Genomic DNA, 24574 nt, shown 5'->3' with positions numbered 1-24574 from the left:
CGACCCCGTCCGGGCCCGGTTCCGACGATTGTCTGACAAAAACCGGAAAAGTCGCCGTTTTACGGACGTTCGCTGGCTATAATGCGCGGCGAATTTCCGGGGGCTCGGACGACACATGTTGAAGTTTCTAAGTGGTGTATTACTGGCGCTGGGCATGGTCGCGGGACCGTGCGCTCAAGCGGCGTCAGTGCTGTTCCTTAACCCGGGAACCACCAAGGAAGCTTTTTGGGTCAGTTACTCGCAGTTCATGCAGGCCGCCGCCAGGGATCTGGGCATGGACCTGCGGATCCAGTACTCCGACCGGGTGCCTGAAAACATCATCAAGCAGGCGCGCGAAGCCCTCCAGGGACACAATCGTCCCGACTACCTTGTGTTCGTCAACGAACAATCCGTTGCCCCCGAAGTGCTGCGCCTGGCACAAGGCAGCGGGGTGAAGTTGTTTCTGGTCAACAATGCCTTGACTGTGGATCAGGTAAAACTGCTCGGCGCCCGACCCGACAAGTATCCCGACTGGATCGGCAGCTTGGTGCCCAACGATGAGGAGGGCGGCTACCTGATGCTCAAGGAGTTGATTCGGTTGCATCCCCCGGTGGCCCCGGGCCAGATGATTGACCTGCTGGCTTTTTCCGGTTTGAAGGTCACGCCGTCGGCGCAGTTGCGTGAGAAGGGCATGCGTCGGGCGCTGGCCGAACACCCGCAAGTGCGTTTGCGTCAGTTGGTGTACGGCGGCTGGACACGTCAGCGCGCGTACGAGCAAGCCAAACTGTTGTTCACGCGTTATCCGCAGACTTCACTGGTGTGGGCGGCCAACGACGAAATGGCGTTTGGCGTCATGCAGGCGTATGTCGAATCGGGCGGTGTTCCGGGCAAGGATGCATTGTTCGGCGCCATCAACAATTCACCCGCAGCATTGCAAGCGCTGCTCGACAACCGCCTGAGCGTGTTGCTGGGCGGGCATTTCACCTTGGGTGGCTGGGCACTGGTTGAGCTGCATGACTATGACGAAGGGGTCGACATCAGCCAGTACGGCGGTCGGGACCGACAACTTCCGCTGTTGCAACTGATTAACCGGGCGCAAGCCAAACAACTGCTGGCGTTGGGCAGCGCACAGAATTTCGGGGTGGATTTCCACCAGCTGTCGGCGAAGGGGCGACCAGCGTCCTACCGCTATCCGTTCAGCCTGCAAATCCTGATGCACTGAGCCGTTTCAGATCCCTGCCAGCAGCAACACCAGTTTGACGATGCCAAACAGTGTCAGGGCAAACACCGTGGTGAACAAAATTCCCAGGATCACGAAATGACTGGGCTTGCCGTGGGTAAAATCCCGCGCCCGGTTCTTGTTGCTCTGCACTCCGAACGCTGCCGCCATGACGCTGTGCAACATCTGCCAGAAGGTTGGCGGCTTGTTGTCGACTGGATCGTCCATAAATCCCTCGCCTGTCAGTAAGTCCTCAGAGCATAGACAATCCGCCGGCCAGTGGTGCGGCCGGCCTGCGAATCGACGCATTTTGAAATCAGTCTGGGCCGATGCGATAACTATCTACCGCAGATACGGTTCACTGAAATGATGTTCTGTCGTTCCATTTTTCAGGAGCGACACAATGTCTACCCATCCCCCCTCTGTGCCCCGTCAACCTCTGGTTGCGGGCCAAACCAGCATTCACCGCGAACTACTTGAACAGCTGACGCCTGATTGGTTGGTCGATGCCACGCCGCAGCGGCGGGCGGCCATAAAAGCCAGCGGCTCGCTCGCGCCGAACTGGTACACGCGAGCCTCCCGCGAGCAACAGCAGGCACTGAAAGACCGTTTCAACGACAGCCTGGTTTGCCAGACCCTGCTCGACAAAACCATGTCGTCGCTGCCAGATGCCGAAAGCTTTGCCGAGCCGATACTGCAAAAGGCGCTGAAGGATCAGTTCGGGGTCGAGGCCGATGTCAACAAAACCCTGGTGTGCCTGAGGCGAGCGCTGGAAGTCAGCGATCTTGAAATCGAGATCAGCACATTCGAGGTGATGAAGCTTTCGTTATTGCAGGCGGCACTGCATAACTTCGAAGCGTCCGAATGCGAGGCGGGCGCCTTTCATCGCGGCTCGGGCTTTGTAGTCGAGACTTCCACGCCTGGTACGTTCGAGGTCACTGCCCTCAACATGTCGGTCACGCAATTCCTCTCACTCTGCCGCAAGCTGGATATCGGCGCGCAGTATCAAACCCGTGTCGAGGCGTTTTTCCAGGCAACGGCTGCGCAGAAGAAATCGACAGTGTCCGAGCAATTCATTGCCAGTCAGAAAGCGGCAATGAGAGCAGCCGCTGAATTGGCGCTGCTGAAAAAAGACATCGAACCCGACGATTACGCAATGATCCTTTCGGTGGTTAATGGCGAGGTCCATCCCCGTGTAGGCAGCAGGCCAGTCTGGTTTCGTGACCTGAACCTGATGAAGCGCAGGATGACGGGCTGCGTCGTGTTCAGCATCAGTGAACAATATCGTTATACCAACGACTACATCGTCTACATTCCCCACGATCCCGAGCACCCGCTCAAACGCTATACCTCTGAGCAGCTGCGTGAAGAATTCAAGCGTCAGTTCACCGCCCAGGACGCATTGCCCGCCAGTGGCAGTGGGCCGACCGCCCACCAGCGCTTTTTCAGCCAGTTCGTCGCCTACGCCGACCGCCCTTATTACTTCAGCCAGTTCACCCGCAAGGCTGCCGACTCTCCGACTGATCCTTTGCATTCATTCTGGTTGAAGGTCCTCCAGTACGTGCCCCCGTTGTCGTCCGTCGCCCGCATCAAAGAGCTGCCGCCAGAGCCTGCGGGTAAGCGTGAGCCGGTCGAAGATCCTTATCTCAATCCATTCGGGATGATTCGCGAGGGCGTGGCGGGCATCTGGTCCGCCAACAGCGATCTGTGGACTTATCTCTACGAGCAAAACCGCAAGAAAGTCATCGCCGACGCACGCAGCCATGCGGTGCCCACGGCGGACGTCGATGCGCGAGTACGGGCGCAAAAGCTCAACCACCTGCTGGAAATCGGCATGCTCGGATTGAACATGGTGTCGATGTTCGTGCCGGTGCTGGGGGAGATCATGCTGACGGTCATGGCGGGGCAGTTGCTGTACGAGTCGTTTGAGGGGGCGATCGAGTGGAGTGAAGGGGATCGAACGGCGGCCAAGGCGCACCTGGTCGATGTGGCCGAGAATCTGGCGCTGGCCGCGGTGATGGCCGGTGCGGGCAAAGGCTTGGCCAAGCTGACGGCGGTGAAACCCGAACCGCTGGTTGAACGCCTGCAGCCCATCCAGCGCGCCGACGGCAAAACCCGCTTATGGAAACCTGACCTGAGCGGATACGAACGCAACCTCATCCTGCCTCGCCATTCAGTCCCTGATGCGTCGGGGCTGCACCGGATACATGGCAAAACCTTCATTCGGCAGGGTGGCAGGGTCTACGAAACAACCTTTGACCCTTCGCTGAAGAAATGGCGCATCCGGCATCCGACGGATACCAGCGCCTGGCAGCCGATACTCGAACACAACGGACATGGCGCCTGGCGCCATGCGCTGGAGCGTCCCCGGACCTGGGATCGGCTGACCCTGCTGCGGCGCATCGGCCATATCACCGAGGCTTTTTCCGATGAGCAACTGCTCGACATCGCCGAGGCCTGTGGTGTCGAGGACAATGCCTTGCGCAAGATGCACATGGATCATCTTGCGCCGCCGCCGGAGCTGGCGCACGCCTTGCGGCTGTTCGAAGCCGACCCCGGCATTGGCGGACCACTGCTCGAAAAATTGCAACGCGCCAGCCCGGGGCTGAGTAATGCCGCCGCTCGCAGGGTTCTGCTCGATGCCAATGCCGAAGAGCTCACCCGCCTGAAAACAACGAGTCGAATTCCCCTGAAAATGCTGGAGGAGGCCCGTTGGTATGCACAACAGGGGCGTCAGGCCCGGGCTTTCACTGGCCTGCGCATGGAATCCGCGCTGTCCGCTGACAGCCGGTGGCTCGCACTGCATGCCCTGGAAAAAATGCCAGGGTGGTCCGGCGAGGTGCGGCTGGAGATTCGCGACGGCCACATCGAGGGTCCGCTCATCGACGGCATTGGTAGCGAGGCCGCGACAATCCGTAAGTACGTGGTTAAAAACGGCCCGTCCTATCAGGCATTTGATGAGCGTGGCGAGACGCTCAATGGCGTGCCCGCCACCGGCGATAACTTTTACGCCTCGATCATGCACGCATTGCCCGATGAATCCCGTCGCGCATTGGGCGTTCCACACGTGGGCCAAAGCGTCGATCTGAAGCAGGCTGTCATCGACTCGGCCTTCGAGCATCGGGCGCAATTGTCGCAAATGCTGGAACAGCGCAGCGGTAACGGCAAGGCGTTCAAGCCGCCCGTACGCGTAACGGAGCGTCGGGTGGGCTACTACGCCAGCGGGCGCGGGCAAGGTTTGAATCCTTCTCTGGTGTCGCGGGTACAGGACGTGTATCCGGCGCTGACGGATCAGCAGGCCAATGGGTTTATCCTGGCGCAGCTGCGCACGGGTAAAACCGATGCACATATTTATAGCCTCCTGCAGGAGCGTATGCGCGAGTGGGAGACCCTCGAGGCGACGCTCGATCAATGGGTCGGCGAGCCGATAGCGGGTTCTGTCCTGGAGTCGATGCTCGGAGGCAAGGCCTCGGTCGCGCAGAGTCTCAAGCAATCCTGGCGTAATTCGCCGCTGGCCGGGGAGCATCCGCGCTACAGATTGCTTGAGTTGGTCTGTGACGACCCGATCCCTGCGCTGTCGGCGGACTTCTCCCATGTGGGTGATCTGTATGTCCGGGGTCGAAGCATCACCGACGCCAATGTCGATGCGTTGTTGGCGAATTTTCCCAAGCTCAAAAGACTGCGGATCAATGCCACGGGCAACGATTTCGGCACCGTGCCCCAAGTGCTGAGCAGCATGCCGGACCTCAGGGGGCTGAGCCTGTATTCAGCCGCGCCCTTCGCCGCAGACATGCCGTCGAGACTGGGTGCGTTGACGGCGCTCGAAGAGCTCAGCGTGTATTCAACCTGGGGCGTTCCCGTGCCGTTGGACGTAAGCCGGCTGCGCAATCTGCGTCTGCTCGACGTGATCGCGCCGTCAATGGATCAGTGGCCAACCGGGGTTCTGGAACTGCCCCGTCTTGAACGTCTGAACCTCACCGGTACAGCCATCAGTACATTCCCCGAAGGCATTTTCGAAGGGCATGAAAAACTCTGGTCCGGGTTGTCGCTGGATTGGTCGTACATGCCGCGCCCAAACTTCAAGCAGGCCTATGAGTATCTCCGGCGTCAGCCCCGGCACCTTGTTGATCTGGAAGAAATGGTCAGGGATTACTGCAAGGGCGAGTTGAAACGTCTTGCTGAAGGCATCAATGACCCGTCCGCGGGATTATTCAATCAATTTGTCGAACAGTGGCAAGACGCAGGGGCGAGATTCGACGCCGTCGAAGCATTGAGTGAGCAGCATCATCAGCTCAACCGGCATCTTGAGGACTGGTCCCAACGCGCGCTGCGAATGCCTGCAGCGGCCAACGAAATCATCGGACGTACATGGACGGCAGATGCCCTGAGAATCTGCTGGCGCAATGGCGCATTCAAACGCTACGGCTCGACGGCCGATGCCTCGGTACTGGATCTGCCGAGCCTGGCGTTGAGCGAGTTTCCAGAATTGCCGGACGGTGCCTTCCCTGAAGTACGAACCTTGTATCTGAAGGGTAATAGAGCCCCCGTCGAGCAGACTCGCAAGTTCGTCCGCGGTTTTCCCGGGCTTGAAAAACTCGACGTGAGTGGCAGCGGTTTGACCGAAGTGCCCTTTGCGCCCGGTGATCTTGAAAAACTGACTGATCTGGATCTTTCCAATAACCGGATTGTTGGCGACGCCGGGGTTCAGCAGGCTTTTGATGGATTGCAGGCACTGCAATACCTGGACTTGAGCAACAACCCGTTGAATACCTTGGATGTCAGTGCAATGACCCGCCTCAAGTCCTTGAATCTAAGTGGCACGGCGCTGCAAGAATGGCCGACCGGGGCACAGGAGCTGCCAGAGCTGTATTGGCTGGACTTGCGGGATAGCAAGGTCAACGCGCTGCCGGAGCCGCTTGCGGATGAGACGCTGCTCAAGGCCAACCTCACGGGCACACCTTTAACCCCTCAAGCCGTCGCCATGCGCAACGCAGCCCGGCATCGAATGGAAATGGCCAAAGGTCTTCCGGCCGGCGCGCTGGAACGGTTCGACCTGGAGCAGGTGCCACAGGATTTCCCGCCGTTCGAAAGCGCCAGTTCGATCGCACGTCAATTGTTGCCGCTGTCGGAAGTCCCGGCGGGAGAAGGGGTTGCGGTTTTGACAAAGCGCCTGCAACGGCTGAAACCGACACTCGACGATGATGACGCCTTGCAAATGATCGAACAGATGCAGGGCAGCGAAGCTGCGAGCGTGAAAATTGCCGAATGGGAGAAAACCTATGAAACGCTCACGCGCCAATTGAATGGCTGGCTGTTTACCCGGGGATCTCGCGGAAACGGCTGGATGACATCTTCCAGCATTCGCAGGCAGGCTGCCTTGCGGATCGTCGAATGCTGGCAAAAAGGTCTGAGCAGCACGGGCGCGGTGGCTGATGCGGTGCTGGATCTGAACGGTCTGCAACTGGGTGACCTGCCTGAGGTGCCGGCATCGTTCGAGCATGTCGGCACGTTGAAACTGACGAGCGTAAAACTTACCCGGCAAGGTTCCGACGGGTTCCTCAAGGCCTTTACCCGCCTGAAAACCCTGGACCTCAATGGCAATGGGCTGGATGGCGTTCCAGAGCCGGTCTGTGACATGGACAGGCTCGAGCGTCTGGAGTTGTCCTCGAACCGGATGGACGATGCCGAGCTGCTGTATGCCGCATTGAGTAATCTGGAGCGTCTGCGCTGGCTGGACTTGAGCTACAACGAACTGGATACCTTTGATATCGGCGTTTTCGAGCAATTGGAGACGCTGGATCTGCGCAACAATAATTTGACCGAATGGCCGGACGGGGTGTTCGACAGCCAGCACCTGGGCACGCTCAATCTAAGTGGCAACGACATCACGTCGATCCCCGAGCAGGCCCTGAGTGGCGACCATGACGTTTTGACGGCCGGTACGGATTTGAGCGACAACTTCAACCTGTCGCTTGAGAGCCTTGAACGACTCAGGGATTATCGTGAAGCGGGTTTCCACGACAGGGTGCTGGGGATCTCGCGGGCCGATCTTGACGAGTTGATCGATGACGCCAACGGCGATGGCGACGATAGCAGTGAAGGCATCGATACGGATGAGGAACTGCCTGAGACTGAGCCGGATACCGAACAAAAAACACCGTGGTTAACCCATCTTCCTCCCGAGGAAGTGGCCAGTAAAACCGGGATGTGGAATCAACTCGCGGCGGAACCGCACAATGCGGCGTTCTTTCACCTGCTTTCGCGACTGCAGGATACGCAGGAGTTCAGGGTGGCTAACGCCGATCTGACGCGGCGGGTCTGGACGGTCATTGAAGCCGCCGCCAGCAATACCGAACTACGGGAGATCCTGTTTGCCAGTTCCAGCACCCACGGCACGTGTGTCGACGGTCGAATCCTGACGTTCAGTGGGCTGGAAAGCAGAGTCTTCACCCACAATGCCTTGCTTGATATTCCCGTCGGGCGCCCGAGTGTGAAGGGGCATGCACTGCTGAATTTATCCCGGCAGCTGTTTCGACTGGACAAGGTCGACGACCTCGCGAGGAAAATCGCCGCGCAAACCGGGCAGGATGAGGCCGAAATACGCTTAGGCTATCGAATCGGGCTGACACAAGGATGGGCGGACGGCCTGGAGCTGCCAGGGCAACCGAAACACATGACCTATGCCTCGGGAGTGACCGCTCAACAACTGGCGGACGCGCGCATCGAGATCGTCAACGCAGAGCAGTCCGATGGTTTCTTTGAAGACTTGATCCAGCGCGACTATTGGGAAAGTTATCTCAAGGAAAAACATCCTGACGTGTTCAAGGCGCTGGATGAGATGGATGTTCAGGAGGAAGTTGAAAGCGCTGACGATGCGGCATTACTGACTCAGCTTTTCGAGCAGAGGGCGGCGCGCAACGCGAAGATGATCGAATTGTCCCGACAGGAGGTCGCGGAGCTGACGGCTGCCTCAAGCAGGTAAATCACCTGTGGGAGTGAGCTTGCTCGCGATGGGGGCTTGATGTTCAACATCAATGTTGACTGATACGCCGCTATCGCGAGCAAGCTCGCTCCCACAAGGTTTTTTTCAGTTGATCACTCAGTTGTCGTAACCGAGATTCGGCGCCAGCCAGCGCTCGGTAACGCTCAGTTCCTGGCCTTTGCGCGACGTGTAGCTCTGCACCTGGTCCTTGTCGATCTTGCCCACGGCGAAGTACTGCGCCTGCGGGTGAGCAAAGTACCAGCCACTGACCGCTGCCGCCGGGAACATCGCGTAGTGCTCGGTGAGGAATACACCACTGCGGCCTGCGCGCATTTCCTGGGCTTCTGGATCGAGCAGGGCGAACAGCTGAGCTTTCTCGGTGTGATCCGGACAGGCCGGGTAGCCCGGAGCAGGGCGGATACCGCTGTACTGTTCCTTGATCAGTGCCTCGTTATCCAGCGCTTCATCCTTGGCATAACCCCAATAGTCTTTACGCACCTGCTGGTGCAGCCACTCGGCGCAGGCTTCGGCCAGGCGGTCGGCCAGGGCCTTGACCATGATCGAGTTGTAATCGTCGCCGGCGTCCTGGTAGGCCTTGGCCACTTCTTCGGCGCCGATGCCGGCGGTGGTGATGAAACCACCCACGTAGTCAGTCACTTCACTGTCCTTGGGCGCGACGAAGTCGGCCAGGGAGAAGTTCGGTTTGCCGTCGGTCTTGATGATCTGCTGGCGCAGGTGATGCAGCTTGGTCATTGGCTTGCCGTCATCGCCATAGAGCTCGATGTCGTCGTCATGCACCTGGTTGGCCGGCCAGAAGCCGAACACCGCACGAGCGCTGATCAGCTTTTCGTCGATCAATTTGCGCAGCATTTCCCTCGCGTCGTTGTACAGCGAGGTGGCGGCTTCACCGACCACTTCGTCCTGGAGAATGCGCGGGAACTTGCCGGCCAGGTCCCAGGATATGAAAAACGGCGTCCAGTCGATGTATTCGGCCAGCACGTCGAGGTCGATGTTGTCCAGCACCCGCGCTCCGGTGAAGGTCGGTTTGACCGGCGTGTAGGACGCCCAGTCGAATTGCGGCTTCTTGGCGATGGCTGCGCCGTAGCTCAGGCGCTCGGTGCGGGCACTGCGGTTGGACGTGCGCTCGCGAACTTCGATGTAATCCTGGCGGGTTTTCTCGACAAAACCGGCCTTCAGTTCCTTGGACAGCAACTGGGTCGCCACGCCCACGGCGCGGGAGGCGTCGGTGACGTAGATCACCGCGTCGTTGCTGTATTTCGGCTCGATCTTGACTGCCGTGTGCGCTTTGGAAGTGGTGGCGCCACCGATCATCAACGGCAGGTGGAAGTCCTGGCGCTGCATTTCGCGGGCGACGTGGACCATCTCATCCAGCGACGGGGTGATCAGGCCGGACAGGCCGATGATGTCGCACTTCTGTTCCTTGGCCACCTGCAGGATTTTTTCCGCCGGCACCATCACGCCCAGGTCGACGATGTCGTAGCCGTTGCAGCCCAGCACCACGCCGACGATGTTCTTGCCGATGTCGTGCACGTCGCCTTTGACGGTCGCCATCAGGATCTTGCCCTTGGCCTCCGGCTTGTCGCCTTTTTCCAGTTCGATGAACGGGATCAGGTGGGCCACGGCCTGTTTCATCACGCGGGCGGATTTAACCACCTGCGGCAGGAACATTTTGCCGGCGCCGAACAGGTCGCCGACGATGTTCATGCCGGCCATCAATGGGCCTTCGATCACTTCGATCGGGCGGGCGAAGGACTGGCGCGATTCTTCGGTGTCTTCGACGATGTGGGTGGTGATGCCCTTGACCAGTGCATGCTCCAGACGCTTGTTGACGTCCCAGTTGCGCCACTCTTCGGTCTCGGCTTCCTTGACGCTGCCGTCGCCCTTGTATTTGTCGGCGATGGCGAGGAGGGCGTCGGTGCCTTCCGGGGTGCGGTTGAGGATCACGTCTTCCACGGCGTCGCGCAGCTCCACCGGGATCTGGTCGTAGATCTCCAGTTGCCCGGCGTTGACGATACCCATGGTCAGCCCGGAGCGGATCGCGTACAGCAGGAACACCGAGTGGATCGCCTCGCGCACCGGGTTGTTGCCACGGAACGAGAACGACACGTTGGACACGCCACCGGAGGTCAGCGCATACGGCAGCTCGTCACGGATGTAGGCACAGGCATTGATGAAGTCGACGGCGTAGTTGTTGTGTTCTTCGATACCGGTGGCGACGGCAAAGATGTTCGGGTCGAAGATGATGTCTTCCGGCGGGAAGTCCACTTCGTTGACCAGAATGTCGTAGGAGCGTTTGCAGATTTCTTTCTTGCGCGCTTCGGTGTCGGCCTGGCCGGCTTCGTCGAAGGCCATCACCACTACTGCGGCACCGTAGCGCTTGCACAGCTTGGCGTGATGGATGAACTGTTCGACGCCTTCTTTCATGCTGATCGAGTTGACGATGCCCTTGCCCTGGATGCACTTGAGGCCGGCTTCGATCACTTCCCACTTGGAGGAGTCGATCATGATCGGTACGCGGGAGATGTCCGGTTCGCCGGCAATCAGATTGAGGAAGGTCACCATGGCCTTCTTCGAATCGAGCATCCCTTCGTCCATGTTGATGTCGATCACCTGGGCGCCGGCTTCGACCTGCTGCAGGGCGACTTCCAGGGCCTCGGTGTAGTTGTCTTCACAGATCAGGCGGGCGAACTTGGCGGAACCGGTGATGTTGGTCCGCTCGCCGACGTTGACGAACAGCGAGTTGCGATCGATGGTGAACGGCTCCAGACCCGAGAGGCGGCAAGCCTTCGGGATGTCCGGAATCTCGCGCGGCGCATAACCGGCCACGGCCTTGGCGATGGCCTCGATGTGGCCCGGCGTGGTGCCGCAGCAGCCGCCGACGATGTTGAGGAAGCCGCTCTGGGCGAACTCTTCGATGACCTTGGCGGTTTCCGATGGCAGCTCGTCGTACTCGCCGAATTCGTTTGGCAGGCCGGCGTTCGGGTGCGCGGAAACGTGGGTGTTGGCCTTGTTCGACAACTCTTCGAGGTACGGGCGCAATTCGCGGGCGCCGAGGGCGCAGTTCAGGCCGACGGAAATCGGCTTGGCGTGGGCCACGGAGTTCCAGAACGCTTCGGTGGTCTGGCCGGACAGGGTGCGGCCCGAGGCGTCGGTAATGGTGCCGGAAATCATGATCGGCAGTTCGACGCCCAATTCCTCGAATACGCCTTGTACGGCGAAGATCGCGGCCTTGGCGTTGAGGGTATCGAAGATGGTTTCGATCAGGATCAGGTCGGCGCCGCCCTCGATCAGGCCTTTGGTGGCTTCGGTGTAGTTCTCCACCAGCTCATCAAAGGTGACGTTGCGGTAACCAGGGTTGTTGACGTCCGGGGACAACGAGCAGGTACGGCTGGTCGGGCCGAGCACGCCGGCAACAAAACGCGGTTTGTCCGGGTTCTCGAGGGTTTTCGCATCGGCGACCTTGCGCGCCAGGCGAGCGCCTTCTACGTTCAATTCGTACGCCAGTTTTTCCATGCCGTAATCGGCCATGGAAATCCGGGTGGCGTTGAAGGTGTTGGTTTCCAGAATGTCGGCGCCGGCGTCCAGGTAGGCTTTTTCAATGCCGCCAATCACGTCCGGGCGAGTCAGGACCAACAGGTCGTTGTTGCCTTTGACATCGCTTGGCCAGTCAGCGAAGCGTTTGCCACGGTAATCCTGCTCTTCGAGCTTGTAGCTCTGGATCATCGTGCCCATACCGCCATCGAGAATCAGGATGCGCTCTTTGAGGGCGTGCTTGAGAGCTTGAAGGCGAACGCTGCGATCGGACATTTGGACTACTCGGTAAGGCCATGACGAAGGGCCGGGATGATAGCAAACCTGTGCGCTTTTGGAGCGTGACTCGAATTTGCATGAATATCGTTCATGTTGGTAAGGGTGACAGACCGGTAGAATCGCGACGTTTTTTCAGGATTCGGGACCAGGGACATGTCGTATCGCTTCGTCATCGGCACATTGCTGCTGTTTTTAAGCTGGGGCGCCGTGGCGCAAGGCCCGGCGATTTCCTCTGCCATGTCACCTGTTATTTCCTACAGCCGCGACATTCAACCGATCTTCACTGAAAAGTGCGTGGCCTGCCACGCCTGCAATGACGCCGCCTGTCAGCTCAACCTGGGCAGCGGTGAGGGCGCGGCACGTGGCGCAACCAAAGTCCCGGTCTACGACGGTGACCGCCGCCAGGCGGTTGCACCGACCCGACTGTTCTATGACGCTTCCGGCAAACAGGCCTGGCAGCAAAAGGGCTTCTATTCGGTGCTCGATGCCCAGGGCAACCAGGCCGCACTGATGGCGCGGATGCTGGAGCTTGGCCACAAGACTGCGTTGCAACCCAACGCGAAGCTGCCGGAAGACATCGTCCTGGGCCTGAACCGGGAAAACATGTGTGCCATGCCCGCGGAGTTCGACGGCTACGCCGCCAAGCATCCGAAGGAGGGCATGCCGCTGGCAGTGACCGGCCTGACCGACCAGCAGTACCAGACGCTGCAACGCTGGCTGGCGGCAGGCGCGCCGATCGATCAGCAGGCGCTGGCGCCCAGCGCCAGGGAAGCCTTGCAGGTGGTGCAATGGGAAAACCTGCTCAATTCGCCGGGAGCCCGGGAAAGCCTGGTGGGGCGCTGGCTGTACGAGCACTGGTTCCTGGCCCATCTCTACTTCAAGGACGGCGAGCCTGGGCATTTCTTCCAGTGGGTGCGTTCGCGCACCCCGACCGGCCAGCCGATCGACCTGATCAACACCCGTCGCCCGAACGATGATCCGGGCACGCAGTTTTACTATCGCCTGTGGCCGGTGCAGGGCGTGATCGTGCACAAGACCCACATTACCTATCCGCTGGGTCCGGCGAAGCTGGCGCGGGTCAAGAGCCTGTTCTACAGCGGCAACTGGCAGGTCGACGCATTGCCGGGCTATGGACCGCAGAGCCGGGCCAACCCCTTTGCCACTTTCGAAGCGATTCCGGCCCAGGCGCGCTATCAGTTCATGCTCGATAACGCCGAATACTTTGTGCGCACGTTCATTCGTGGGCCAGTGTGTCGCGGCCAGATCGCCACGGACGTGATCCGCGATAATTTCTGGGCGCTGTTCCAGGCGCCCGAGCACGACCTGTATGTCACGGATCCGAATTATCGCGGGCAGGCCACGCCATTGCTGGCGATGCCGGGGCAGAACGATGATGTCGGCAGCGTCCTCAGCCTGTGGCACGACTACCGCGACAAACGTAATGAATACGAAGCCTTGCGCCGGGACAGCTACGCCGATGAGCCAGCACCGAGCTGGTCGACCCTGTGGGCCGGCAACGACAATGCGTTGCTGAGTATCTTCCGCCATTTCGACAGTGCTTCGGTGACCAAAGGCCTGATCGGCGAGGTGCCGCAAACGATATGGCTGTTCGACTATCCGCTGCTGGAGCGCACCTACTATCAACTGGCAGTGAACTTCGATGTGTTCGGGAACCTGTCCCATCAGGCTCAGACGCGCTTGTATTTCGACTTGATCCGCAACGGTGCCGAACAGAATTTCCTGCGCCTGATGCCCGCCGACTCCCGGGATGACTACCTTGACGACTGGTATCAGAATAGTGGCAAATTCAAGATGTGGCTCGACTACGAGACCATCGACGACGACAAGCCGACCGCGCTGAAGCTTGACGCGCTGGACCCCAAGCGCGACTTTGCCATGCAGTTGCTGGCCCGTTATGGCGATCTCAATGCAAGGCCCGACCCGATCAATCGCTGCGACGGCGCTTACTGTTCGCGGCCAAACATCGATCCGGACCTGCAAAGTGCCGAGCAGTCATTGAGCCGCCTGACTTCGCGTCCGGCCGCCGGACTGAAGGTCATCGATCAGTTGCCGGAGGCCACGCTGCTGCGTATTGAAACCGGCAGCGGCAAGCGTGAGGTCTACAGCCTGTTGCGTAACCGTGCCCACAGCAACGTGGCGTTTTTGCTCGGTGAATCATTGCGCTATCAACCTGGGCTCGACACCCTGACGATTTTCCCGGGTGTGCTCAGCAGCTACCCGAACTTCATGTTCAACATCCCGGCCGGGCAAGTGCCGGCGTTTGTGGATGCGATGGAAAGCGCCAAGGACACCGACAGCTTCGAGAAAATCGTCGAACGCTGGGGAATACGCCGCAGTCATCCGCAATTCTGGGCTTATTTCCATGACCTGAGCCGCTACATCCACGAAACCGATCCGGTGGAAGAGGGCGTGCTGGACATGAATCGCTACGAGAACCTCTGAACAATCACCGCCCCCCCTGTAGGAGCGAGCTTGCTCGCGATGATGGATCAGTTGCATTGATGTCGACTGACACACCATCGCGAGCAAGCTCGCTCCTACAGGGGGGTTGTGGACAATCTTTCCCGACAAAAATACTAGGACTTTGTCCGGCGCGTTGATTGGCGTAAACTGCGCCCAAGCCTGCGAGGAGTTTCCATGACCGCTATTACCATCACTGACGCCGCCCACGATTATCTGGCTGATCTGCTCTCCAAGCAGAACACCCCGGGCATCGGCATCCGCGTCTTCATCACCCAGCCTGGCACCCAGTACGCCGAAACCTGCATTGCCTACTGCAAGCCGGGCGAAGAAAAACCCGAAGACACCGCGCTGGGGCTCAAAAGCTTCACTGCGTACATCGACCACTTCAGCGAAGCTTTCCTGGACGATGCCGTTGTCGACTACGCCACCGACCGCATGGGCGGCCAGCTGACCATCAAGGCGCCAAACGCCAAGGTACCGATGGTCAACGCCGACAGCCCGATCAACGAGCGCATCAACTACTACCTGCAAACCGAGATCAACCCGGGGCTGGCCAGCCACGGCGGTCAGGTCAGCCTGATCGACGTGGTCGAAGACGGCATCGCCGTCCTGCAGTTCGGTGGTGGTTGCCAGGGCTGCGGCCAGGCCGACGTGACGCTGAAGGAAGGCATCGAGCGCACCTTGCTCGAGCGCATCCCGGAGCTCAAAGGTGTTCGCGACGTGACCGACCACACGCAGAAAGAAAACGCCTACTACTAAGGTGTTCGCTGCGAACTGAAAAAACGGCGCCCCGTGAGCGCCGTTTTTTTATGGGTGAAATTTGCCAACGCCATCGCGAGCAGGCTCGCTCCCACAGGTGGCCGCATTTCAATGTGGGAGCGAGCTTGCTCGCGATGGGGCCCTACGGGCGATACAAATGAGCATGCCCTGCGCGATACAGCGATGACTCGCTGAAGTGGTCACTGCCCAGCACCCGACCCACCAGAATCAACGCCGTACGACGAAATCCCTTCGATTCAACCTTCCCGGCAATATCTGCCAGCGTGCCCACCACCCAATCCTGATCCGGCCAGCTCGCTCGATGCACCACCGCAATCGGGCAATCGGCGCCGTAATGCGGCAGCAGTTCCTCGACGATCTTCGCCAGGTGACTGACCCCCAAATGAATCGCCATGGTCGCGCCGTGCTGCGCCAGGCTGGAGAATTCCTCTCCGGGTGGCATGGCGGTTTTGTCGGCGTAGCGAGTCAGGATCACGCTCTGCGAAATGTCCGGCAGGGTCAGTTCCGCGCCCAAGAGCGCTGCGCAAGCGGCTGCGGCAGTCACGCCGGGTACGATTTCGAACGCAATGCCCAGTTCACGCAGATAGCGAATCTGCTCGCCAATGGCGCCATACAGGCTTGGATCGCCAGAGTGCACCCGGGCCACATCCTGGCCTTTGGCGTGGGCGGTCTTGATCAGGTCGATGATCTGTTCCAGGTGCAGTTCGGCGCTGTTGACCACCTGTTCGGCACAGTGACCTTCCAGTACGGCGGCCGGCACCAGTGAGCCGGCATATATGATCACCGGGCAACTGCGAATCAGCCGCTGGCCCTTGACGGTGATCAGTTCGGGGTCGCCGGGACCTGCGCCAATGAAGTAGACGGTCATCGTCGGTTCCTGTGGGAAAAAGGGGCTGAACAGGCCTTCAGATGAAGAATGTTCATGATCAAAGGCGGGGATTATCGGTTTTTACGCAGCACCAGCCAATGCCAGGGTTGCCTGGGCATATTTTTGTCGTGGAATCAGCAGTTTTGCCGGGGCCTGGGCCAGTTGTTCGGCCAGGGCCAGTGCGGCGCTTTCCGCAACGCCGTAGCAACCGGTGCGCTCAAACGCTATTTGCGATTGATGGCTGAGTTGCGGTTCATAAGCGGCCAGTTGCTCACTGCTGAAATACGTCAGTTCCAGGCCGAGTTGCTGAGCCAGTTCGATCAGTGCAGGTTCGTCGCGCTTCGAATCGATGCTGGCCAGCGCCTTGATTTCATGACGAGCTATCTGGTGCGCCTCCAGCGCCTGATCGAGCAGCGCCAGCAACGTGCTGACGGGGCAGCCCCGTTGGCAGCCCAGGCCGACCACCAGGGTCGGCGCTGTGCTGACGTCAGTCATGCGTTGTATTGACCATCGCTTTTGCGACGGAACAACCAGGCGCTGATCAGGCCCAGGGCCAGCCAGAATGCCACGTTGGTCAGTTGCGAAGCGATTTTGAACCGGGTTTCCAGCGCCTCTGGAGCAAGCATCGAATGCACCTCCGGTTGCGGCGCGCCAATCACATGGGGAACGGCGAGGATCGCCGCGCCGAGGACTTTCATCAGCCAGTGACGGCTGAACACGATCAGCGCAATACCGACGGCGGTGGAGGCGGCGGTCCCGATCCACCACAGTTGCCGTTGTGCCAGGTCGGCGGCGGCAGTGCCTGGCAATTCAGGTGGCAGGCCTAGGGTCGGCGCGAGCACGAAAGTCGCGTAACCAGCCAGGCCCCAGAGCAGGCCTTGAGAGGTTTTGGTCGGCGCACGCAAGGTGTACAGGCCGGCCAGCATCAGGGCGAAACCGACCGCCACCACCAGGTTGCCACCAGTGGTCGACAGCACGCGCTGCCAGCCATCTTCCGGCTCCCAGGCTTGTGCATCATGAGTGTGAGCAGCCATCGCACCGTCGGCGTGTTCATGCATTTCAACAGCGGCCGGTTCGGCTTTTTCGTAGGTCTCGGCCTGCAAAATCAGCGGGGCGACCCAGAAACTTTGCAGCAGGGTCAGCAACAGGGCGGCCAGCAGCCCGGTGAAACCTGCGGTTTGCGCAATACGCTTGATCATGTCGACAGCTCTCAATGGCACGGGAACGCGGAGCTGTGGCGGGTATCGTGGGCGGCGTTGTGCACCGCTTCGATGTGCGAGAAACCGGCGAAATACACAAGGCACGCGCCCAGGATCGACGCGCAGACGGCAGCGGCCAAACGTTGGGTCAGGGTTGACGTGGTGCTTGCGGCTGTGTGTTCGGCGCTGCTGATGATCGACATGGCGTTTCCCTCTGGTCTGTCAGCGGGGAATAAGAGCGCATGCAAAAACCCGCACGACCAGGCGCGCAAGGTTTCAAACAGCGCCCGCCCACCGCGGGTTTGTTGGTTCAGTGATCGTACTGGTCACTTTGTGTTGCGGGCCGGTCTCCGGGCTCACGAGGGGCAAAGGCTTGCGCCTGGACCTGAAAACATCACCTTCCCATGCCGCAGTGGCACAGTGGATCTGACGCTTCGCTCGCTTACCGTTGCGGGGGCAGCACCGGACTGACATGGCTTAAGAGTAAAGCACATGATTCACCGGTTTCCCGTTTCACCCTGTGAAGGGCACCCGTAACAAGGTGTGTAGGAGAGCATGGGCGGGGGTTGGGCGTCAATTGGCAGGGGTTCTCAATTCGGAACCGGGTCGACCCAATCGCGAGCGAGCTCGCTCCTACATTTGACCGCATTTTTCTCAAAGAACCCCATCCCCTGTGGGAGCGAGCTTGCTCGCGATGGCGTCGTTACAGGCGCTACAGAACTCAGCATGAACATTGACCCGCCCCAAGACCATGCGTAGCCTTGCGCTTTCGAGGTTCTTCGGCGTTTGTCGAAGCTAAGAAGGGAACGCGGTCAATGCCGCGGCTGCCCCCGCAACTGTGAACGGTGATGTTCGTTGCCACGCCACTGCTGACTCAATTCATGAGGCCGGCGGGAAGGCGCAGCGAATGCCAGGCTCAAGCCCGGCACACCGTCAGCCAGGAGACCTGCCTCGTCACAGATTCTCACTTTCAACCGGGCGGGGTGATCCGGTGGCGAACTCTTCAGGCACGCGCGTGCGCGTTGCCGGTCGTCGTCCCGTATGCCCGCCAGCTTAGCCATAGGGCATCCGATGAAAACACTGGCCAAACTCCCCGTCACCATCGTTACAGGCTTTCTCGGCTCGGGTAAAACCACGCTGCTGCGCCACATGCTCGACAACGCCCAGGGTCGCCGCATCGCGGTGATCGTCAACGAATTTGGCGAGTTGGGCATCGACGGCGAAATCCTCAAGCAATGCTCCATCGGTTGTACCGAAGAAGAAGCCAACGGCCGTGTCTATGAACTGGCCAACGGCTGCCTGTGCTGCACCGTCCAGGAAGAATTCTTCCCGGTGATGCGCGAACTGGTGGCCCGTCGCGGCGATCTGGACCACATTCTCATCGAAACGTCCGGTCTGGCATTGCCCAAGCCGCTGGTGCAGGCCTTCCAGTGGCCGGAAATCCGCAGTGCCTGCACGGTGGATGCGGTCATCACCGTGGTCGACAGCCCGGCCGTGGCCGCCGGCACCTTCGCCGCGTTCCCGGATCAGGTCGACGCCCAGCGCAAACTCGACCCGAACCTGGACCACGAATCGCCGCTGCACGAACTGTTCGCCGACCAATTGGCCAGCGCTGACCTGGTGATCCTCAACAAAACCGACCTGATCAACCCGACGGACCTGGCCCGTGTGCGCCTGGAAGTCGCCGAAGAGTTGCCGCCAGCGGTGAAAATCATCGAAGCCAGCAGTGGTCGCCTGCCGCTGGACGTGCTGATCGGCCTGGGTGTCGGCTCCGAAGAACACATCGACAGCCGCCACAGCCACCACGACCATCATCACGATGGCGACGACGATCATGATGACCACGATCACGACGCCTTCGATTCGATCTCCATCGAACTGCCGCAAGCCGACGAAAGCCTGCTGCTGGACGCGCTGACCCAGTTGGTGGTCCAGCACGGCATCCTGCGCGTCAAGGGGTTTGCGGCGATTCCGAACAAGCCGATGCGCCTGCTGATCCAGGGCGTGGGTACGCGTTTTGACAAGCATTTCGACCGCCAGTGGGGCGTCGAAGAAACGCGAGTCACCCGTCTGGTGCTGATCGGCCAGGAACTGGACGCCACTGTTCTCGAAGCGCAATTGCGCGCCGCGCTCAGCGTGTAAGCCATGCACCTGCTCAGGACCCAGGCCGGCGGTTTTGTGTCGGATGACAACATTGCCGACCTTGGACAAACTCCTGCCGAGCTAGTGGTCCTGTGCAGCGGCGATTCCAGCCTGGCGCTGCTCGCCGAAGCGGCGCAGCAGTTGCCCGACGATTACCCGAGCGTGCGCCTGGCCAATCCGATGCAGGTGCAGAACCATGCCTCGGTTGACCTGTACGTCGATGAAGTCTTGCGCCACGCCAAGGTCATTCTGATCTCGCTGCACGGCGGCATCGCCTATTGGCGTTATGGCATCGAGCGTCTGGTCGAGCTGTCGCAGCGCGGCGTGCAGCTGATTCTGGTGCCGGGTGATGATCGCCCGGACCCGGAGCTCAGCGACTTGAGCACCGTCGGTGCCGAGGATCGCGACCGGCTCTGGCAGTTTCTGCGCCAGGGCGGCATGGGCAACGCCCTCGACTTCTTCCGCTGCCTGGCCAACCGCTGGCTGGCGCGTGATTACACCTGGGGTGAGCCGCAAACCCTGCCGCGCACGGCGATTTACCATCCGCACAAACATTCTGCCGCACTGAGCGACTGGCAGGCCGACTGGCACGCCGATCAACCCGTGGCGGCGGTGCTGTTTTACCGCTCGCATTTGCAGGCGGCGAACACCGCGTTCATTGATGTTTTTTGCCAACGTTTGCAGGCAGCGGGGTTGAATCCGTTGCCGATTGCGCTGGCCAGCCTGAAAGAGCCCGGCTGCCTCTCGGTGGTCGAGGACTGGCTGGATGAAGTCGAAGCTTCAGTGATTCTGAACACCACTGGCTTCGCTCAATCCAGTCCGGAAGCACCTCATCTGCGCCCGTTTCGCCGCAATATCCCGGTGATCCAGGCCATTTGTGCCCAGGACAACGAACCGGGATGGCGCGCCAGTGAACAGGGCCTTGGCCCGCGTGATCTGGCGATGCACATTGCCTTGCCGGAACTGGACGGGCGCATCATCAGCCGTCCGATCAGCTTCAAGGACCTGGCGTGGCGGAGTGAGCGTAGCCAGTCGGATGTGGTCTGCTACCGGCCGCAGCCGGAACGCATGGATTTCGTTGCCGAACTGGCGCGGTGCTGGATCGATCTGGCGCGGGTGCCCAATGCTGAAAAACGTATTGCCTTGATTCTCGCCAACTACCCGACCCGCGACGGTCGCATCGGCAATGGCGTCGGCCTCGATACCCCGGCAGCGGCGCTGAATATCCTGCGGGCGTTGCATGCCGAAGGTTATCCATTACCGGCTGAGTTACCAGACAGCGGCACCGCGCTGATCCAGCAGTTACTGGGCGGCGTCAGCAACGACCTCGAGACCCTTGACCTGCGTCCGTGCCAGCAAAGCCTGGGCATGGATGATTATCTAGTGATGTTCAACGCCCTGCCTGAAGCCAATCGCGCGGCGGTGCTCGAACGTTGGGGTGCGCCGGAAAGCGACCCGATGTATCGCAGCGGGCGGATGATGATCGCCGGCCTGCGTTTTGGCCTGACCTTCGTCGGCATTCAGCCGGCCCGGGGTTATCAGGTCGACCCGAGCGCGGTGTATCACGACCCGGACCTGGTACCGCCCCACGGTTACCTGGCGTTTTACTTCTGGCTGCGCAACACCTATGGCGCCCACGGCGTGATCCACGTCGGCAAGCACGGCAACCTCGAATGGCTGCCGGGCAAGGGCGTGGGGCTGTCGGAACATTGCTGGCCAGACGCTTTGCTCGGGCCGCTGCCGAACGTCTATCCGTTCATCGTCAACGACCCGGGCGAGGGCGCCCAGGCCAAGCGGCGTACCCAGGCGGTGATCATCGATCACCTGATGCCACCGCTGACTCGCGCCGAAACCTACGGCCCGCTGCGTAACCTCGAGCTGTTGGCCGACGAATATTACGAAGCGCAGCTGCTCGATCCGCGCCGCGCCCGAGAGTTGCAGCGCGACATCCTGCAACTGGTGCGTGACACCCACATCGACCGTGAACTGCAACTGGACGAACAACTCGACAGCGATGCCGACGCGGCGATCTGGTTGCCGCGGCTCGACACTTACCTGTGCGACTTGAAGGAGTCGCAGATCCGTGACGGCCTGCATGTGTTCGGCGAATCGCCCACCGGGCGATTGCGCATCGATACCTTGCTGGCGCTGTTGCGCATTCCACGGGGCGATGGCCGGGGTGCGCAGTCGAGTCTGCCGCGGGCGCTGGCCAAGGCCTTCGGACTAGGATTCGATCCGCTTGATTGCGCCTTGGCCGAGCCGTGGATTGGACCACGACCGAATGCCTTGTCGTTGATCAGCACTGAACTGTGGCGCACCACCGGCGATACCCGCGAACGCCTCGAACTGTTCGCCACACAACTGATTTCGCAGGCATTAGCTGACCACTGTGGGAGCGAGCTTGCTCGCGATGGTGTGTCAGTCGACACCAATGTGGCTGACACACCATCGCGAGCAGGCTCGCTCCTACAGGAGGCGGGTTGGTCTGAGGTGCAAGCCATCCTCGACAGCCTGCGCGAAGTGGTCGCACCAAGGCTGGACGCCTGCGGTCCGGCGGAAATGCGCGGATTGCTCGACGCGCTTGGCGGTCGCTTCGTCCCGGCCGGTCCCAGCGGCGCGCCCAGTCGTGGTCGTCTTGACGTGCTGCCCACCGGGCGCAACTTCTATTCGGTGGATGTACGCAACCTGCCGACCACCACGGCGTGGCGCATCGGGTTCCAGTCGGCCAACCTGATTCTCGAACGGCACCTGCAAGACCACGGCGATCATTTGCGCCAGCTCGGCTTGTCGGTGTGGGGTACCGCAACCATGCGCACCGGTGGCGATGACATCGCCCAGGCGATGGCGCTGATGGGCGTGCGCCCGGTCTGGGCCACCGGTAGCCAGCGGGTCGATGATTTCGAGATTCTGCCGTTGAGTTTGCTCGACCGCCCGCGGGTGGACGTGACCTTGCGTGTGTCCGGTTTCTTCCGTGATGCCTTCGCCAATCTGATTCGTTTGTTCGACGCGGCGGTGCAAGCGGTGGCCGATCTCGATGAGCCGGACGACCTGAACCCGTTGGCGGCCAAGGTACGCGCCGAGCGTGCAGCCTTGCTGCAGGCGGGGCTCGATGAAGACGCAGCGCGACGTCAGGCCGGCTGGCGGATATTCGGGGCCAAACCCGGTGCCTACGGCGCGGGTGTGCAGGGCGCCATCGACGGTCGCCTGTGGCAGAGCCGCGAGGACCTGGCCGAGGTCTACCTCAACTGGGGTGGCTACGCTTACGGCGGTTCCGACGAAGGCACCGCCGCCCGCGAACAGTTCAGCCAGCGCCTGAGCCAGGTACAGGCGGTGCTGCAAAACCAGGATAACCGCGAGCACGATCTGCTCGACTCCAACGATTACTACCAGTTCCAGGGCGGCATGCTCGCGGCGGTGGAAAGCCTGAAAGGCGAGGCGGCGGCCAGCTATCATGGCGACCACAGCCAGCCGGATCTGCCGAAGATTCGCACCTTGAAGGAAGAGCTGAACCGGGTGATCCGCTCCCGGGCGGCCAACCCGAAGTGGCTTGAAGGCGTTAAACGTCACGGCTACAAAGGTGCGTTCGAAATGGCTGCGACGGTCGACAACCTTTTCGCCTTCGACGCCACCACGCAATTGATCGACGATCACCAGTACGCGTTGCTGGCCGATGCCTATTTGCTCGATCCGGGCACCCGGGATTTTGTCCGCGAACACAATCCCCATGCCTTGCGCGACATGACCGAGCGCATGCTCGAGGCGCAACAACGGGGAATGTGGAAGGAGCCCGGCGAGTACCGCGAGGCGCTGGAGAATCTGTTGCTGGATATAGAAGAAGATGGCTGACGCACTTAAACCTGTGGGAGCGAGCTTGCTCGCGATGACATGCGTTCAGTCGACAAAAATGTTGCCTGACATTCCGCCATCGCGAGCAAGCTCGCTCCCACAGGGATTGGGGCGCCTGTGAGATCACCGACCATGACCGAGATAGAACAATGACCGACACCCCGCATTTCCCGCTCTGCGCCGTGGTCGGCGCCGACGATTTGAAGCTGGCCCTGTGCCTGACCGCCATCGACCCGAAAATCGGCGGCGTCCTGATCGAAGGCCCGCGGGGCATGGCCAAGTCGACGCTGGCCCGCGGTCTGGCGGATCTGCTGGCCAGCGGTCAGTTCGTCACCTTGCCGCTGGGCGCCACTGAGGAGCGGCTGGTCGGCACCCTCGATCTCGATGCGGCACTGGGCGAAGGTCGCGCACAGTTTTCCCCCGGCGTACTGGCCAAGGCTGACGGTGGCGTGCTCTATGTCGACGAGGTCAATCTGTTGTCCGATCATCTCGTTGACCTGCTGCTCGATGTAGCCGCCAGCGGCACCAATCTGGTGGAGCGTGACGGCATTTCCCATAGGCATTCGGCAAAATTCGTGCTGATTGGCACCATGAACCCGGAAGAGGGAGAACTGCGTCCGCAATTGCTTGACCGTTTCGGTTTGAACGTCGCCCTCGGTGGTCACACCGCGCCGGTCGAGCGCGGTCAGATCATCCGTCGTCGCTTGGATTTCGACGCCGACCCGCAAGGTTTCTGCGCCGAATGGGAATCCGCACAGGCGACTCTGCGTGACCGTTGCCAGAACGCACGCAATGCACTGGCAAGCATTCCCCTCGACGACCAGGCGCTGGCACACATCACCGAACGTTGTTTCGCCGCTGGCGTCGATGGTTTGCGCGCCGATCTGGTCTGGCTGCGCGCTGCCCGGGCTCACGCTGCCTGGCGCGGGGCGAACGCCATCGCCGAGGAAGATATCGACGCAGTCGCCGAGTTCGCCTTGCGCCATCGCCGTCGCGAACATTGCGCACCGACGCCTCAGTCATCCCAGGCGACGCAACACTCGGTGCCGCAGCACGCCAACCCGGGCGAAGGGCAGGGCCAGTGGGGCGAGTTGCCTGCCCAGGCGCTGGCGGTCGGTGCACGACGTGAAGTGCCGAGCTGGCCAAAAAAGCCCTAGGCATTCGCCCACGCTCCGATGCGGGGGCGAATGCCAGACCCCGAGCCGGGCGGCTGGACCACGGCAAACAGGGTAAGCGTCATACGG

Annotated in this window: 13 protein-coding genes and 2 riboswitches; of the genes, 7 read left to right on the top strand and 6 right to left on the bottom strand. The window is 60.7% G+C overall.

Annotated features, from left to right (window positions below):
• Nucleotides 1–115 precede the first annotated feature (115 nt).
• Complete coding sequence (locus KW840_RS25715; protein ID WP_218498200.1) at nucleotides 116–1201, top strand: ABC transporter substrate-binding protein; 1086 nt, start codon at nucleotides 116–118, stop codon at nucleotides 1199–1201.
• Nucleotides 1202–1207: 6 nt separating this feature from the next.
• Here KW840_RS25715 and KW840_RS25710 read toward each other — a convergent pair whose 3' ends face one another.
• Nucleotides 1208–1426 (bottom strand): DUF2970 domain-containing protein, encoded by a 219-nt coding sequence (locus KW840_RS25710; protein ID WP_057714552.1) that lies wholly within the window; start codon nucleotides 1424–1426, stop codon nucleotides 1208–1210.
• Nucleotides 1427–1697: 271 nt separating this feature from the next.
• Between KW840_RS25710 and KW840_RS25705 the strand changes: the two genes are divergently transcribed.
• Nucleotides 1698–8180 (top strand): NEL-type E3 ubiquitin ligase domain-containing protein, encoded by a 6483-nt coding sequence (locus KW840_RS25705; RefSeq protein ID WP_256353634.1) that lies wholly within the window; start codon nucleotides 1698–1700, stop codon nucleotides 8178–8180.
• Nucleotides 8181–8297: 117 nt separating this feature from the next.
• Here the strand turns inward: KW840_RS25705 and metH are convergent, their stop codons facing one another.
• On the bottom strand, nucleotides 8298–12008 hold the full coding sequence (metH, locus tag KW840_RS25700) for a methionine synthase (RefSeq protein WP_218498198.1): 3711 nt from the start codon (nucleotides 12006–12008) through the stop codon (nucleotides 8298–8300).
• 156 nt (nucleotides 12009–12164) lie between these two features.
• On the opposite strand from metH, the gene KW840_RS25695 reads away from it, so the two are divergent.
• Together KW840_RS25695 and nfuA are read left to right on the top strand one after the other, a co-directional pair.
• Nucleotides 12165–14474, top strand: coding sequence for a fatty acid cis/trans isomerase (locus KW840_RS25695; RefSeq protein ID WP_218498197.1), 2310 nt, complete (start codon nucleotides 12165–12167; stop codon nucleotides 14472–14474).
• A 195-nt stretch (nucleotides 14475–14669) separates the two neighbouring features.
• The gene (gene nfuA / locus KW840_RS25690) at nucleotides 14670–15254 is read left to right on the top strand and encodes a Fe-S biogenesis protein NfuA (RefSeq protein ID WP_008059275.1); all 585 of its coding nucleotides are present in this window, start codon (nucleotides 14670–14672) and stop codon (nucleotides 15252–15254) included.
• Between the two features lie 142 nt (nucleotides 15255–15396).
• On the opposite strand, the gene cobM is transcribed toward nfuA, so the two are convergent.
• The 4 genes from cobM to KW840_RS25670 form a co-directional block, all read right to left on the bottom strand.
• A complete protein-coding gene (gene cobM, locus KW840_RS25685) occupies nucleotides 15397–16143 on the bottom strand; it encodes a precorrin-4 C(11)-methyltransferase (RefSeq protein WP_057714560.1) in 747 nt (248 codons plus the stop codon).
• A gap of 81 nt (nucleotides 16144–16224) precedes the next feature.
• Nucleotides 16225–16638, bottom strand: a complete 414-nt coding sequence (locus KW840_RS25680; RefSeq protein ID WP_057714561.1) for a cobalamin biosynthesis protein — start codon at nucleotides 16636–16638, stop codon at nucleotides 16225–16227.
• Nucleotides 16635–17342 carry a CbtA family protein gene (locus tag KW840_RS25675; protein ID WP_218498196.1) on the bottom strand — a complete coding sequence of 236 codons (708 nt, stop codon included), beginning with the start codon at nucleotides 17340–17342 and terminating at the stop codon, nucleotides 16635–16637. The genes KW840_RS25680 and KW840_RS25675 overlap by 4 nt, the downstream gene beginning before the upstream one ends.
• A gap of 11 nt (nucleotides 17343–17353) precedes the next feature.
• Nucleotides 17354–17545: a CbtB-domain containing protein gene (locus KW840_RS25670; RefSeq protein ID WP_057714565.1), complete on the bottom strand. Its 192-nt coding sequence runs from the start codon at nucleotides 17543–17545 to the stop codon at nucleotides 17354–17356.
• Nucleotides 17546–17665: 120 nt separating this feature from the next.
• Nucleotides 17666–17892, bottom strand: a riboswitch (cobalamin riboswitch).
• A gap of 205 nt (nucleotides 17893–18097) precedes the next feature.
• A riboswitch (cobalamin riboswitch) is annotated at nucleotides 18098–18311 on the top strand.
• Between the two features lie 102 nt (nucleotides 18312–18413).
• Between KW840_RS25670 and cobW the strand changes: the two genes are divergently transcribed.
• From cobW to KW840_RS25655, 3 genes are all read left to right on the top strand, one after another.
• Nucleotides 18414–19484, top strand: a complete 1071-nt coding sequence (gene cobW, locus KW840_RS25665) for a cobalamin biosynthesis protein CobW (protein WP_218498195.1) — start codon at nucleotides 18414–18416, stop codon at nucleotides 19482–19484.
• 3 nt (nucleotides 19485–19487) lie between these two features.
• Entirely contained in the window at nucleotides 19488–23330 is a 3843-nt protein-coding gene (gene cobN, locus KW840_RS25660; RefSeq protein ID WP_218498194.1) for a cobaltochelatase subunit CobN, read from the top strand.
• A 149-nt stretch (nucleotides 23331–23479) separates the two neighbouring features.
• Complete coding sequence (locus KW840_RS25655; RefSeq protein ID WP_057714571.1) at nucleotides 23480–24487, top strand: ATP-binding protein; 1008 nt, start codon at nucleotides 23480–23482, stop codon at nucleotides 24485–24487.
• Nucleotides 24488–24574 lie beyond the last annotated feature (87 nt).

It is taken from the genome of Pseudomonas sp. PDM30, assembly GCF_019218985.1.
Taxonomy (GTDB): domain Bacteria; phylum Pseudomonadota; class Gammaproteobacteria; order Pseudomonadales; family Pseudomonadaceae; genus Aquipseudomonas; species Aquipseudomonas jessenii.
Note: the sequence above shows the minus strand (reverse complement) of the source record. Positions and strands in the feature narration are given on the sequence as shown.